Annotated in this window: 16 protein-coding genes and 2 pseudogenes; 8 read left to right on the top strand and 10 right to left on the bottom strand. The window is 42.0% G+C overall.

All coding sequences use genetic code 11. The features are described 5' to 3' along the window. Nucleotides 1–5: 5 nt before the first annotated feature. The 7 genes from BAE31_RS14920 to BAE31_RS14950 form a co-directional block, all read right to left on the bottom strand. Entirely contained in the window at nt 6–437 is a 432-nt protein-coding gene (locus tag BAE31_RS14920; protein WP_076840823.1) for a spore germination protein GerPE, read from the bottom strand. Beyond that, entirely contained in the window at nt 437–613 is a 177-nt protein-coding gene (locus tag BAE31_RS14925; protein ID WP_003210893.1) for a germination protein GerPD, read from the bottom strand. Before BAE31_RS14925 ends, BAE31_RS14920 begins: the two co-directional genes overlap by 1 nt. Further along, nucleotides 610–1,224 (bottom strand): spore germination protein GerPC, encoded by a 615-nt coding sequence (gene gerPC / locus BAE31_RS14930; protein ID WP_076840824.1) that lies wholly within the window; start codon nt 1,222–1,224, stop codon nt 610–612. The genes BAE31_RS14925 and gerPC overlap by 4 nt, the downstream gene beginning before the upstream one ends. Before the next feature lie 30 nt (nt 1,225–1,254). After that, nucleotides 1,255–1,488 (bottom strand): spore germination protein GerPB, encoded by a 234-nt coding sequence (locus tag BAE31_RS14935; RefSeq protein WP_003210877.1) that lies wholly within the window; start codon nt 1,486–1,488, stop codon nt 1,255–1,257. Nucleotides 1,489–1,502: 14 nt separating this feature from the next. Then, on the bottom strand, nt 1,503–1,724 hold the full coding sequence (locus BAE31_RS14940; protein WP_024425506.1) for a spore germination protein: 222 nt from the start codon (nt 1,722–1,724) through the stop codon (nt 1,503–1,505). A 125-nt stretch (nt 1,725–1,849) separates the two neighbouring features. Next, the gene (locus BAE31_RS14945; protein WP_029707539.1) at nt 1,850–2,011 is read right to left on the bottom strand and encodes an aspartyl-phosphate phosphatase Spo0E family protein; all 162 of its coding nucleotides are present in this window, start codon (nt 2,009–2,011) and stop codon (nt 1,850–1,852) included. A 122-nt stretch (nt 2,012–2,133) separates the two neighbouring features. Next, nucleotides 2,134–3,228 (bottom strand): CotH kinase family protein, encoded by a 1,095-nt coding sequence (locus BAE31_RS14950; RefSeq protein ID WP_076840825.1) that lies wholly within the window; start codon nt 3,226–3,228, stop codon nt 2,134–2,136. A 205-nt stretch (nt 3,229–3,433) separates the two neighbouring features. Here BAE31_RS14950 and BAE31_RS20210 point away from each other — a divergent pair. Beyond that, nucleotides 3,434–3,484: pseudogene (locus tag BAE31_RS20210) on the top strand (hypothetical protein); the annotation flags it as partial. A 366-nt stretch (nt 3,485–3,850) separates the two neighbouring features. Here BAE31_RS20210 and BAE31_RS19725 read toward each other — a convergent pair. Continuing rightward, on the bottom strand, nt 3,851–4,066 hold the full coding sequence (locus BAE31_RS19725) for a hypothetical protein (RefSeq protein WP_170871307.1): 216 nt from the start codon (nt 4,064–4,066) through the stop codon (nt 3,851–3,853). Nucleotides 4,067–4,177: 111 nt separating this feature from the next. On the opposite strand from BAE31_RS19725, the gene BAE31_RS14965 reads away from it, so the two are divergent. Both BAE31_RS14965 and BAE31_RS14970 read left to right on the top strand, forming a co-directional pair. Beyond that, on the top strand, nt 4,178–5,083 hold the full coding sequence (locus BAE31_RS14965; RefSeq protein ID WP_076840826.1) for a fumarylacetoacetate hydrolase family protein: 906 nt from the start codon (nt 4,178–4,180) through the stop codon (nt 5,081–5,083). Nucleotides 5,084–5,175: 92 nt separating this feature from the next. After that, nucleotides 5,176–5,544 (top strand): YisL family protein, encoded by a 369-nt coding sequence (locus BAE31_RS14970; protein WP_024426524.1) that lies wholly within the window; start codon nt 5,176–5,178, stop codon nt 5,542–5,544. Between the two features lie 38 nt (nt 5,545–5,582). Here the strand turns inward: BAE31_RS14970 and BAE31_RS14975 are convergent, their stop codons facing one another. After that, on the bottom strand, nt 5,583–6,110 hold the full coding sequence (locus BAE31_RS14975; protein WP_076840827.1) for a DUF2777 family protein: 528 nt from the start codon (nt 6,108–6,110) through the stop codon (nt 5,583–5,585). Between the two features lie 154 nt (nt 6,111–6,264). Here BAE31_RS14975 and asnB point away from each other — a divergent pair, with 154 nt between their 5' ends. The 4 genes from asnB (at nt 6,265) to BAE31_RS14995 (ending at nt 12,075) form a co-directional block, all read left to right on the top strand. Then, the gene (gene asnB / locus BAE31_RS14980) at nt 6,265–8,106 is read left to right on the top strand and encodes an asparagine synthase (glutamine-hydrolyzing) (RefSeq protein ID WP_076840828.1); all 1,842 of its coding nucleotides are present in this window, start codon (nt 6,265–6,267) and stop codon (nt 8,104–8,106) included. Nucleotides 8,107–8,253: 147 nt separating this feature from the next. Then, nucleotides 8,254–9,771: a phytoene desaturase family protein gene (locus BAE31_RS14985; protein ID WP_076840829.1), complete on the top strand. Its 1,518-nt coding sequence runs from the start codon at nt 8,254–8,256 to the stop codon at nt 9,769–9,771. Continuing rightward, entirely contained in the window at nt 9,768–11,243 is a 1,476-nt protein-coding gene (locus tag BAE31_RS14990) for a phytoene desaturase family protein (protein ID WP_076840830.1), read from the top strand. Before BAE31_RS14985 ends, BAE31_RS14990 begins: the two co-directional genes overlap by 4 nt. After that, the gene (locus tag BAE31_RS14995) at nt 11,236–12,075 is read left to right on the top strand and encodes a phytoene/squalene synthase family protein (protein WP_076840831.1); all 840 of its coding nucleotides are present in this window, start codon (nt 11,236–11,238) and stop codon (nt 12,073–12,075) included. The genes BAE31_RS14990 and BAE31_RS14995 overlap by 8 nt, the downstream gene beginning before the upstream one ends. A gap of 24 nt (nt 12,076–12,099) precedes the next feature. Here BAE31_RS14995 and BAE31_RS15000 read toward each other — a convergent pair whose 3' ends face one another. Then, nucleotides 12,100–13,476 (bottom strand): MATE family efflux transporter, encoded by a 1,377-nt coding sequence (locus BAE31_RS15000; protein WP_076840832.1) that lies wholly within the window; start codon nt 13,474–13,476, stop codon nt 12,100–12,102. 113 nt (nt 13,477–13,589) lie between these two features. Here BAE31_RS15000 and BAE31_RS15005 point away from each other — a divergent pair. Further along, a pseudogene (locus tag BAE31_RS15005) lies at nt 13,590–14,455 on the top strand (AraC family transcriptional regulator). Nucleotides 14,456–14,457: the final 2 nt, after the last annotated feature.

Here is a 14,457-nt window from a genome sequence, read left to right on the forward strand (position 1 = left end):
CGAAGTCATATCATCATCATATGCGCAGGTAGGTCCATTTGTGAGTTTTGCGGACTTTCATCATTGCTAAACAGCTCTCTAATATGCTTCACTCGCGCAACGCCATTCATTCTACAAGTAGAGCCGATTTGATAGACAGAGGACGATGATACCCCTTCTACATGGATTGAAGACACTTTAATCACAGGCTTTTCATGGTAAAATGCTGTTCTCACTGATCGTTCTGGCAACATCAATGGAATGGGCTCATAATACACTTCAAATTCTTTCGCATCTAAATTTTCTGCTTCATAGCCATAAAACAAACTAATGGTTCGTTGAACAGCTAATACCTTAACTTTCGGGCATAGCTCCTGAGTATCACCAATTTGAACCACACTCGAAATCCCGACAGAATTCACCTTTGAGAATTTCACTTGAGATGTGCGTTTGATCATTATCGAGGAGCCAGAGGAACAAACGGGCCAATAATCAGTGATTCTGGCGGTGTATCGAAAATCGAGGATAATTGTACATGGTCTGTGTCCCCGATGATAAATAGGGAAGAGGACGATACCCCGACTACTTTAATGCTTCCAGTCTCGATGTTGCGGTTAACAACTGTGAAATTCATCCGTTTTCCTCTCCTTTCGTTTCACTTGGAATATGGGCTAAAAAGTGCTCAATCGCCCGCTTTACATCATGCTTCACATATTCAGCAATTTGCTCTGAACGCTGCAGCGGTGTCATATCTTCCCGGTGTGGCAGCTGTCCCGCATAGTATTTGATCCTGCTGTCAATTTGCTTGCGAATATCCTCAATGATATGGTGTTTGTTGCTTTCATCGAGGGACCCTTCATATCGCTGTTCTAGTTCTTCAAGAAGTTCTGGAGCTTCTTCATTTAAAAATGCATCGACAAGCTGCCGTGTTTGATTGAAAAATTGACCAGCCATTTCTTGCTGCATCATTCCAATTCCCGGGGTTGTTGTTTGGCCCACTTCAAAGTTTTGAACACTGTTTGGATCAGATGGATTGAGGCCGATATTCAGCGTTCCTTCCAGCCGTTCGATTTTCAGTTGATCAAATTGATAATCAATCCGTTCAATATTCGTTGTCGGTTTATCTTTGATCATTTGTATTTCCTGCTGAAGCTCGTTAAGCCTTTTTTCAAGCAACATGATTTGTTGCGAGTGTTTTTGAATGATGCCATATACTTGTGAAGCGTTGCTCTGATAATCATACATTTACATACACCTCCGGGGATTGCAGATGGCTTAAGTTGTTGGTGACTGAAGAGGTACAAAAGGTGCTGTGCTTGCGCCTTGAGATTCTTCAATTCCTTGTGTACCTGCTGCGGCAGGCGCTGCTTCTACATAGCTTCCCGTGTTATACAGGTTGGAAAGGGCCTTGATGGATCCAGCACTCCCAATTTGCAGAACAGAGGAGTTACTCACAGACTCTACACGTAAATAATTAATTTGTATCGCTTGATTAATATAGAAGTTCAACGGATCCTCACTCCTTACAAGTTACCAACAAGCGGTTGATCAATGACATCACTGTCGTACGTATTTGTCACACTTTTGTAGTTGCTAATTTGTAATTGATCACCTGTATTAAAACTGCCTGCGCCAGCAAACGTTTTAACCTGACTATTTGGAGAAATGGTGATGCAGTCTCCAACATGAACGACTCCGCTCGTTCCGACGGCATTTACTTTAAAGGCTCCCACAATAGCCGGCATAGCGGTGCACATCCTTTATAAAATTAGGGCACTTGTTTTGGGCGTTTCACCATAGCTTATGATGGGTCTTATAATGTGTGATTGTCTTTTTGAAAGCTTTTGATGAGAGGAATTAGATGTATGGCTTACCCTTTTTTTGAGCAATCTTTAGAGGTGGATTTGATGCCTTTATTTAAGAGTGTGTCAAGCTCTTGACTGCACCTGATTGTTTCTTCGGCATTCATCCCGAATTTTTTCGCAGTCTCAATTAAATGTAATCTTTTTTGTTCAATTTCATAATTGATCATAACGGACGCCAACTCTCACATTTTTTATCAAATAGAAGGATATGGTTAGTATACCCTATTTTTCTATAAAAAAAGCTGTTTCGTCAATATGAGTAATAAAGTGACAAAATTCGAAAGTGTTCTTACGTACCAAATATCTCTTTTTTGATCTCAGTCTGTAAATAACGTCGTCTTTTGTTGATATACTGCCGAATTAAGTCTCTTTCAGACTGCAAGATGTCTTTTCGATCTTTCGTATATGGGTCATCTCCAATTCGATTCTCAATCGATTCATGCCATTTCTCGATGATTGGGCAGAGCCGGTTTTCTACAAAATGTGTATCGAGTACATGCTGGAAAAGTGTGTAATAGGCTTTTTTAAACGAAGGGATATCTAGTAATCTAGCAGTTAATGTATTAAAGCCGTTTACTGGGATATAATCAAACGGCATTTCTTCTCCATGAATGTCACGACCCCATGTTGCATCATAATCCCAAGGAAGTACTTGAAACCTCCCTTGTTCATTTACATAAAGAGCGTAGTTATGAACAAAACCATCAAAGTTTTGTGTGCATACCACACCGATGAGCCAGCGGAAATATTGTGTCACATCTAGGTATTGTTCAATTTTTTCTGCAAAAGTGTCATCTTTCGCTGTGTTGAGAAAGTAAATAAATTCGCTCAGCTGCTGATCATGTTGAGAAGTCCCCGTTTTTTTCTCGTATCCGAGAAGAAGGTGCTTTTTTGGTTTTTTATCAAAAGAACTCAAAAGGGAGAAGTTCGCGTCATCATCAACCGCATAATAAATGCCGCCTCCTGAAAGCTGCCGTTTTTGAAGAAAGAACTCATCGACAGATTCTATTTTCAAATAAATCCCTTCTTTTCTTCCATTTATGGTGAGAAACACATGAGAAGCGGCTGGGCTATGCACCCCCATCTGCTCAAAGAAATAAAAGGACAGCCTGTTTCGGATAAACGAAGGATCATTGTACTCTGCATTTAAATGAAAGATGGATTCGCCTTGTCTTTGTTTTGGCTTTCGATATTCGATTTGATAGGACTTTTTCTTGAGCTTTCTAATGTGTGATCCGCGGTATGAAGCATAAATATGTGATTTGGTTTGGCCGGTTTTTAGAATAGCTTCAACAGGTTCATCGTTCCAAATGTCTTTTTTTAATTCAATCAGGTCTTTTGGATGAATCCACATATCAAGTTGTTTTAAAGATTCTGTGTTCATATGTTCATCAGCCTCCTATATGCTCTTCTTTACGATATGAAAGTGAAGGAATGTCCTGTACCGGCTGGTAGGTATTCATGGAGTTTTCAAGGAAAGAGGCATTCGTCACGAACACTTGTCTACCGAGTCTCGTAACATAAAGCAGAGAAGATAAACAGCTTTGTCTGTTTGTTTTGTCGAAGATAGACTGGGAGGGGAATTGTTCGTGAGTACATTTGATCATTCACACATTGAACATGCAGTAGCTTCACTTCGAAGTGAGGGACGTGATCATCACTTAGATCGTGAACCAGAATCGAGACGTTCGCATAAGTCAGCTCGTTCTCGTCATTCAAGTCGCGGTCATTGGTTCTTTGGCGGTGGTGGACGCCGTAAATCACGCCGCAGTAAAAAAAGCTACAGAAGCTATCGTTCAAAGAAAAGTTATCGCTCTAAGAAAAGCTATCGTTCGAAGAAAAGCATGAAGAGTAAAAAGTCATATAAAAGCAAAAAATCTTACAGAAGCAAAAAGAGCGAACCGAAAAAGTCACACCGCAGCAAACACAGATCTCATCATAAGAAGAGCTGCCGCAAGTCACACCGCAGCAAATGCAGATCTCATCATAAGAAAAGCTGCCGCAAGTCACACCGCAGCAAGCACAGATCCCACAATAAGAAGAGCCCCAAGTCGCGCCGCAGCCATCGATCTAAACGTTCTCATCACCATAAACGCAGCCGCTCTTGCCGAAGATGTGGAAAGAAATCGCATCGTTCCCGAAATAGAGAAAATGTTGAGCGTAAATGGGATCAAGGGAACATGTGGGAGTACCGCCGTTTCCGCTAAGCATTCAATCATCATTTTTGAAACCCTTTTTAAAAGAGAGTATGATAAAAAAGGGTTTTTTTTATTTCGTAGAGAAATAAAATGAGACATCATAACTTAGCGAAATGAAGATTGTGAGGGGAAGACATGAAGTTTTTTACAGGTGAGATAAATAGCAGCATGTTTATTGGGGTAGTCATTGATGATGAATGGGTGATGGACGTCAAAAAGGCAGAAGCCAAATTATTTGAGCTTGAGACACTGCCAAACTCTTTATCTGAGTGTATCAAAATGGGGGACAAGTTTGTTGAACATGTGGGGCAGCTTCTTGATTGGGCTGAGAAAAAAGAAGAAGACCGCGGTTCTTATGTATATCCGGTTTCGGACGTGAAACTCCATGCCCCGATTCCAAAGCCGTCTAAAAACATCATGTGTGTCGGAAAAAATTATCAAGATCATGTGATGGAGATGGGAAGTGCGGCGGATATTCCTAAAGACGTGATGATTTTTACAAAGGCACCTACTTCTGTCACTGGACACGAAGCGGACATTCTCCTTCATGAAGATGTGACAAGTGAATTGGATTATGAAGGAGAGCTTGCCATCGTGATGGGCAAATCAGGGAAAAACATTGCTCCTGAAGAGGTCCAAGATTATATATTCGGTTACACCATTTTAAATGATGTGACGGCAAGAGATTTGCAGAAAAAACATAAACAATTTTTCATTGGCAAAAGCTTAGATACAACCTGCCCGATAGGACCTTATATCGTTCATAAGTCAATGATCGAGGATCATGGTGCGCTCCATGTGGAAACAAAGGTAAACGGAGAGGTTCGTCAGTCTGCCAGTACGGAATTAATGATCTTCACAGTTGAGGACATTGTCTCCACTCTTTCAAAAGGGATGACATTAGAAGCGGGTGACATCATTGCAACAGGTACACCTTCTGGGGTAGGGAAGGGCTTTGAACCGCCTAAGTTTTTAGCTTCTGGAGATCGTATTGACATCACGATTGAACCGATTGGAACGCTGACAAATCACGTCAAATAAAGCGCGTGATGACACAGGATTGTCGCTTTGTGTTCGACTTATTTCGTGGTACGATGAGAAGGTACTTGTTCTGATAAAGGGGGAAATCACAAATGGGAACACATTTACATATCACAGCATGGGTGCTGGGGATTATTTTATTCTTCGTAGCCTTTGCTCTAGCAGGTAAAAATGACAAAGGCGCTAAAATTGTGCACATGATCGTTCGTTTATTCTACTTGATCATCATTGCAACAGGCGTAGAGCTGTATGTTCGCACAGGAATGAAAATTCCAGGTTACGGGGGCGAGTATATTGGAAAAATGATTCTTGGTATCCTCGTGATCGGTTTCATGGAAATGGTCCTAGTGCGCAAGAAAAAAGGAAAATCGGTGACTGGTGTGTTGATTGGTTTTATCGTATTTGCGATTGTGACCATTCTTCTCGGTTTACGTCTGCCGATCGGTTTCCATATCTTTTAATATAAAAAGGACATTGCTTATACGAAGCAGTGTCCTTTTTATGTGGCATCAAATTGTGAAACGATCCGTTGTCCGTCTGAAGTGGTCCATTCAAAACGAATGTGACCGGCGTCTGGCTCATGGTGACATTGAAGTGCAAGTGATTGCGTATCTGCCGAAAACTGAAAGAAAGAGACGCGCTGCAATGAATGAAAGGAAGAGAAAACACAATCATAGACGGAAAAACCAAGCTGCTCTATCTGGTCAAGGATGTGATCAAAAACGTTTTCCGGTACGAACATGAGAAGATCAAGCCAGCCTTTGGCAAGAGACGCCGTATATTGAATGTTTTCTCCTCCCTGTACTTCTATTAGCTGCCCGTTTTCATGAAGAATCATAGAACCGAGCAATTCCCCTTTTGTCCATTGGTCATTTTCCTTCAAACAGATCATTGTGCTTTGAAGACTTTCTGGCAGCATGATCTCTCCTTCATCATCTTCAATCAGGCAATGCCCGTTTTCAATGAGCAAATACCCATTACACCATCTTCTGCTGCAGAGTTCAAGCTGCTTCATTCGATTCTCCATTTGCAAAAGCTCCTTTCCTCTTTCTTTTCTTACCAAATCAAGCTTGTCCTATACGCCGGGAAAAAAGGACAAATCAACTATCAAGGAGACGATGCATAAACTAAGAAAGGCTGAATGAGAACACTTGAGGAAAAACGGATGGGAGCTGATGATGATGTGTGGAATTACAGGCTGGGCAGACTTTAAAAAGCCGCTCATCCAACAGGATCATGTAATCAATCAAATGACAGATACATTATCTAAAAGAGGGCCAGATGATACAAATACATGGAAAAGTGAGCACGTTCTTTTCGGGCATAAAAGGTTAGCGGTGGTAGATGTAGAAGGCGGAAAGCAGCCGATGACATATACACATCAAAACCATGCTTATACGATTGTATACAATGGAGAGCTCTATAACACGGAGGATATAAGAAAAGAATTATTAAAAAGGGGGCACCGCTTTCTTGGGCATTCTGATACAGAAGTTCTTCTTCATGCCTATACAGAATGGAAGGAAGAGTGTGTCTCTCATTTTAATGGCATTTTTGCATTTGTGATCTGGGATAGTGAGCGTGAATTGTTATTTGCAGGGAGAGACCGGCTAGGCGTCAAGCCATTTTTCTATACAGAACGTCATCATTCCTTCTTATTTGGTTCAGAGATCAAAGCACTTCTTGCTCACCCTGATATCAAAGCAAAAGTCGATCATGAAGGGCTGTCGGAGATCTTTGGATTAGGACCGTCAAGAACACCAGGTCAAGGCGTGTTTAAAGGGATAAAAGAGCTGAGACCTGCACATGCCTTGACCTTTTCAAAAGACGGTCTGCGCGTATGGAGATACTGGAATGTCAAAAGCAAGAAACATACTGATTCACTTGATGACACCGCACAGCACATTAAGCATCTCTTTACAGATGCCGTGACAAGACAGCTCGTCTCTGATGTGCCTGTATGTACATTTTTATCTGGGGGCGTCGATTCTAGTGCCATTACTGCCATTGCCGCTAAGCACTTTGAGAAAATAGGGGAAGCACCGCTTCATACGTATTCCATTGACTACGAAGGAAACGATCAATTCTTTGAGGCAAATCAATTCCAGCCGAATGCTGACGGTCCTTGGATTGATCAAATGACCAAAGCGTTTCAAACGAATCATCACAGCTGTATCATTGGGCAAAAAGAGCTCGCTTCCTATCTGAAGGAAGCCGTTGAGGTTCGAGACTTACCGGGTATGGCAGATATTGATTCTTCCTTGCTTTGGTTTTGCCGAGAAATTAAAAAGGACTTCGTTGTTGGCTTGTCAGGTGAATGTGCGGATGAAATCTTTGGCGGCTATCCGTGGTTCCATATGGAAAATGAAACGAATGGTTTTCCTTGGATGAGATCGACTGAAGCTAGAACGCAGCTCCTGCAAGACTCGTGGCAAAAAAAGCTGTCACTTAAGGAATACGCGCAAAGCAAATATGAAGAAACGGTAGCAGAAACGCCTCTTTTAGATGGAGAAACCGGCGTCGATAAAGCCCGGAGAGAACTTTTTTACTTAAATATGATCTGGTTTATGACAACACTGCTTGACCGAAAAGATCGAATGAGTATGGGGGCTAGTCTTGAGGTACGGGTGCCATTTGCAGATCATCGCCTTGTCGAATATGTGTGGAATATTCCTTGGGAAATGAAAATGCATGGAAATCGTGAAAAAGGGGTTTTACGAAAAGCATTAGAGGGAATTTTACCGAATGAAGTGCTTTATCGAAAGAAGAGTCCTTACCCGAAAACACATCATCCAGCCTATACTCAGGCTGTGAAAGAGATGCTCACAGACTGCCTCGCGCAAAAAGACTCTGTACTTCACGAATTTTTAGATCCACATCAATTAAAGCAGCTGATTGAAACGGAAGGGGCTTCCTTTCATGTGCCATGGTATGGCCAGCTCATGAAGGGCCCGCAGTTGATTGCCCATCTAGCACAGATTCATCATTGGTTTGAAACGTATCGAATTGATATAGAAGCGTAATAAAGAGTCGGCTTTCTTGCACATGTTGAAAGGAAGCCGGCTTTTTTGATACATAACATGAGGCTTTTTGAGCACATCAAAAGTTGATGTAATCTTTTCAATTTGTATAATTAACTTAAAGTGAATTAATTTGGAGGAAAAAGGATAATGAAAATCATTGTGATTGGAGCGGGACCAGGGGGCCTTGCAGCAGCTATGATGCTTCAAAGCAAAGGACATGACGTTCATGTATACGAAAAGCAGCCCTTTGTCGGCGGGCGTAACGCTAAGTTTCAACTTGGTGATTTCACGTTTGATACAGGTCCTACCTTTCTCAGCATGATTCATATTGCAGAGGAGCTGTTCACCTTTGCTGGTAAAAATCTTTATGACTATATTGATGTGATTGAATTAAAAGAGATGTATAGATTAATATTTCAAGACAATCAGCTCGATATGATCCGGGATCGCGATGAAATGTACAAACGATTAGAAGCCTTTGCACCTGGTGAGGGCGAAGGGTATCTAAGATTTATGAAGGATACAAAGCGCAAAATGGATCGTTTGACACCAATTTTACAAAGTAAAATGGATCGCTTTCATCATTACCTTCGTCCGAAGGTGATCAAAGCACTTCCACAGCTTTCACTAAATAAAAGTTTGTATGATGTGCTGTCAGACTATTTTTCGAATGAATCAGTGAAATACGCTTTTACATTTCAATCAAAGTACTTAGGAATGTCCCCGTGGGAATGCCCTGGTGCGTTCTCGATCCTTTCGTTTATGGAACATGACACAGGTGTATTCCATCCGAAGGGCGGTGTCAATCAGCTGTCAGAAGCGATGGCAAAGGCCGCGCTTGAAGCTGGAGCAGAGATTCATCTGTCAGCTGGCGTCGAAAAGCTGCTCACGGAGGGAAGAAAAGTAAAAGGAATTCGTTTAGAATCTGGGGAAGAAATACAAGCAGATGAGGTTGTCGTCAATGGAGACTTTGCACATGTGATGACAAAGCTTGTCGAGCCAGGACTCTTAAAGAAATACAGCGAGAAGAAATTAAAAAAGAAAAAATTCTCTTGCTCTACCTTTATGCTTTATTTAGGACTGGATACCATATATGATGAGCCGCATCATACCATCGTTTTTTCCGATGATTATGCTAGATTTGTCAAAGGCATTACGAAAACATATGAGCTGCCAGATGACCCGTCTATTTATATTCAAAATGCAAGTGTAACCGATGACTCACTTGCTCCAAAAGGAAAATCAGCTCTTTATGTGCTGGCTCCAGTTGCTAATAACCAAAGCGGTATTGATTGGGAGGCGCATCAAGGTAAATTTAGAGAGCTTGTGCTGGATACATTGGAGCGGAAAACGGGCTTTCAGAATGTGAGACAGCATATAGAAGTCGAGCGGATGATCACACCGAAGCAATGGGAGGAAGACCTTTACGTATATGAAGGAGCTACATTTAACCTCGGCCATCAGCTGACGCAGATGATGGTCCTAAGGCCGCACAATGAATTTGATGAATTAAAGCACTGCTGGCTCGTTGGAGGAGGAACACATCCAGGAAGCGGACTGCCAACCATTTTAGAATCAGCACGTATTACGACAAATGCCATTCTTAAAAAAGAGAAACGTTCACACAAAACAATGCCGCATCAAGAAAAGGGGAGCGCCTCATGAAAAAACATATATTGATTGCAGGTGGCGGTATTGGCGGAATGATCTCAGCGCTTTATTTAAAAAAAGCGGGACATGATGTCACCCTTGTTGAAAAAAATGAACGGCTTGGCGGGAGACTTGCTTTTGTACGTGAGAAAGGATATAAAGTAGATGAAGGTCCGACCATTGTCCTACTTCCTGACATGTTAAAAGGCATTTTACATGAGGTAGGAATTGACGAATCATCTCTTGATCTTGTGGAGCTTGACCCGCTGTATACAATTCAATATCAAGATGGAACCTCCTATACGAAATACTCTGATGCACTTCGTCAGTTAGATGAAATCAGACGTGTATTTCCAAAAGAAGATCAAGGGTTCCTGAGGTTTATGGAAGAAATGACGGACCGGTTTCAAGAAGGGCAGCAAGCCTTTCTAGAAAAATCATTTCACGAAAAACGTACATTTTTTACAAAAGCGAATATGAAGATTTTAATGAAATTAAAGGCGTATCGAACGGTACAAAGCGCTCTGAAAAAATATTTCTCAGACGAACGCCTGCGAGATGCATACGCACTTCAAACCCTCTATGTTGGGGGAAACCCGTATGAAGCATCGGCTATTTATTCGCTTGTGTCCTATAGTGAGCACGCACATGGAATCTATTATTTAAAAGGCGGCTATGCGAGTTTAGTAGATATATTGGAAGGTCAGCTCATCAACATGGGTGTGCATGTAAGAAAAAAAGAAGAAGTCACGCAATTGGTGTTTGAGGGGAAACGGGCAGTCAAAGCAAAAGTAAATGATGAATATGAAACCGCTGATGCATTTGTGATCAATGGAGATTATCCAGCTGCGTTAAAACAATTTGGTTTAGACGAACAAGATCGCCGGAAATACGTGCCGTCCTCTGGCTGTGTGATGGTGTATCTCGGGTTAAACAAGATGTATCATGAAGCACCTGTTCATCAATTTTTTATGGGAGAACACTTTGATCAGCATATGAAAGAAGTTTTTCAAACGAAAACGATTCCTCAAGACCCGTCGTTTTATACATTTAATCCATCGATCATTGATCCATCTCTTGCCCCAGATGGCTGCAGTGTTCTCTATATGCTGATTCCCGTTCCTTCAGGAGATCATATCAACTGGGAAGAGGAGACAGATTTTGTCGAGAACATGGTGAATGTCCTTGAGAAAAGAGGCTTTCCGAGATTGAGAGAGTCGATTGTCTGGAAAAAGGTCAGAACACCAAATGATTCCTTGCGAGAAGGATTGTTTGAAGGCGGCAGTTTTGGACTTGCGCCTAATTTGTTTCAATCAGGTGTCTTCCGCCCGCAAGTGAAGGTCAGTGAGACAGATAATCTTTATGCGGCAGGTGCTTCCATCCATCCGGGCGGCGGGGTGCCGATCGTGATGCAAAGTGCGAAGCTCATGGCTTCTGTACTACTAAAAGATTTGAATGATAGAAAGGAAGTGAAGCTAAGTGGTTGATGTACAAACAGCATTAAAAGTGTGTGAGGAAACCATTCAAACCCATTCAAAAACGTTTTATCGGGCCTTTTCCATGCTGCCTAAAAAGAAAAGACAGGCCGTCTGGGCCGTATATTCCTTTTGCCGTAGAGCAGATGACATTGTAGATGAATCCCCTTCGCCAAAAGAGGACCTTGCATCCTTTCGGGAGACGTTTGATCGATTTTTACAAGGTGAGGTAGACCGGAATGATCCAATATGGGTGGCGCTAGAGCATACATTTCAAGAGTTTCGGATGGATGAAGCCCCGTTCCGTGACCTGCTCCAAGGACAGGAGATGGATTTAGAGCAGCAGCGTTACGAAACGTTAGATGAACTGCTCATCTATTCCTATCATGTTGCTAGTACCGTTGGATTGATGCTCCTTCCCATTATTGCACCGCGTAAAAAAGAGCAGTTAAAAGAAGCAGCCATTTCGTTAGGGATTGCTATGCAGCTAACCAACATCCTTCGAGATATCGGCGAAGATCAGGCTGAAAGAGACCGCATTTATTTGCCAAAGCAAGTGATGGATCAATTCGGGTACACAGAGCAAGAATTGCAGGAAGAGATTGTGAATCAAGCCTTCCAGCACGTCTGGGAGTACATTGCCTTTGAGGCAGAGGCATACTACGAGGAGTTTTTTGACCATCTTCATGAATTCCCGCTCTATTCACGAATACCGGTGAAAGCAGCAGCCTACTTTTATAAAGCCATTTTAGATAAAACAAGAGAAAACGAATACCGCGTCTTTACAGAGCGAGTATTTATTTCAAAACAGGAAAAAGCACTTATTTTAGAAGATATTACGTAAAAAAGGACTGCACCCAGTCCTTTTTTATGTGGAAGAAAAGCGATACTCCGTCCATACTCTGGAACGCCAGCGCCTATACATGAAGATGCCTCTGACCCATTCATCCACGATAAAAGAAATCCAAACCCCGATGAGCCCCATTTCAAGCTGAATGCCTAACAAGTAAGCGATCGGAAGCCCAATTCCCCACATTGATATCATCGCCATATACACTGGAAACTTCGCGTCACCAGCAGCCCGCAATGAATTAATAATGACCATATTAAAAGAGCGTCCCGGCTCTAAAATGATCGTCAATAGGAGAAGTGTGGCAGCGATTTGAATGATTTCACGATTGCTAGTGAAAAACGTAAGCAAATGCGTCGATGATAAAGATAAAGCAGTGGAAGAAAGAAGAGAGATTGCAATGGCCCAGTATAAGCTTTTCATACATCTGCGGTAGGCCGCATCGAATTCTTTCGCCCCAATATGGCGCCCGATTAAAATCTGTGTGCCTTGGCTAATCGCTGCACCAAACAACATAATAAACATCATCAAATTTTGAGTGTAGACCTTTGCGGCTAAAGCCTGCGTCCCCATAAATGTAATAAACAGTGTAATGATCATTTGAGAGCCGTTATAAGAAAGCTGCTCTCCAGCAGAAGGAATGCCAATTTTCAGCAGCCTTTTTAAATGCGTCCGCTGGATGTGAAACATGCTCTTCAGCGAAAAGCGCAATCCAATTCGGCGGCGGACAATGAGGATCATCGCCATCAATCCGATCAATCGAGCAAGCGAGGTTGAAAAGGCAACACCCATGACACCTAATACAGGAAAGCCAAACGGACCAAAAATGACCAAATAATTGCCGGCAACGTTTAGCAAATTCATTCCGATGGTGACATACATCGTGTCTCTTGTATATCCGTAGCTTTTTAAAATAGCACTATACGTCATAATGAGTGCTTGAATAAAAGAAAGCAGGCCGACAATTTGTAAAAAAACCGCCGCATCCGGCATGAGTTCACTTGATAAGCCCATCATGTGCAGGATTGGCACAGCTAACACAAACATAAGGAGACTAATGACAAAGCTGATCAAGAAGTTGGTTCCTAGTGAAACATAGGCGACTTGAGTCGCTTCCTGCTTGCGGTCAGCTCCTAAAAGCTGCGCAATGACAATGGTCGTTCCTGTTGTAACGAAGCTGAACATGACAATTAATAAATTCAGGAGCTGGTTGCTTACACCTACTGCGGCCACACTGTTATCGGAGTATTGGCTGAGCATAAGTGTATCAGCGCTCCCCATGAGCATATATAAAGAGATTTCGATAAAAATAGGCCAAGTTAATGCAAATAATGAAGGATGGGTTTTCTCATCTTTGGCCTGAACCTTTTCATATGACAGGGTTTGAGATTTCATCACATAGCCCCCTTTCGTATAAATCCGATTTATAGTGTACCGTGCATCGACTATAATAAGAAGAGATGAAACCGAAACTTATTGGAGAAATCCGACTTCATAAGGGGATGAATATGGATCGATTTATTACATTTACCGTACCGCCGTTTCCTATTTATATTGCTTCAGGTAAAGGTGTATTTCATCAAGGAGAAAGACATATCTCAAGAACCTTCACTGTATTTGATCTTCTCTATGTCACAAAAGGTAAACTATGGATGACAGAGGACGAGGCAGCTTATCAAGTAAAAGAAGGTGAATATATGATTCTCTCACCGGGTCTGTCTCATGGTGGACATCTGCCATGTGAAGAGGAAACCCACTATGAGTGGCTACATTTCTCAATTGATCGATTTGAGCTGACGAACCGGCCGAGAGAACACTGGATTGATATGAAACAAAATCAAGCTACCTTCGAAAAGCCGGCAACCTATGAATTTAGTATGCCCCGTTTAGGAAAAGTGAAAGGGCGAAGTGTGTTAAAAAAACACCTTTCAGCGATGAGAGCACTAAATCATGATGCATCTGAACTTCCGCTGAAAAAACAGCTATTATTTGAGGAACTGCTCATCACCTGCAAAAGGAAGCATTCCATATTCCAAGTGCAAAGGAGACCGTCGCATCAGAAGTGGTTCACTATCTTGAGCATCACTTTATGGAGAAATTACACATGGAGCAGCTTGCAGAGAAACTGCACTATCATCCTGACTACATGACAAGATGTATGCAGACGGTATATGGATTGACACCAAACCAGTACAGCCATCGTCTCAAAATCGAAAAAGCCAAAAGCATGCTGGCATCAACGAATGAAAAAATCGCTGCTATTGCAGATCATGTAGGTATTGACGACCCTACTTATTTTTCTAAGCTGTTCCGGCAAAATGAAGGCATGACGCCGATCGAGTACCGTCATTTAGCAAAAAGAACGACAAAGTAAAG

It is taken from the genome of Bacillus sp. I-2 (genome assembly GCF_001974945.1).
In the GTDB taxonomy this organism is placed as follows: domain Bacteria; phylum Bacillota; class Bacilli; order Bacillales; family Bacillaceae; genus Bacillus; species Bacillus safensis.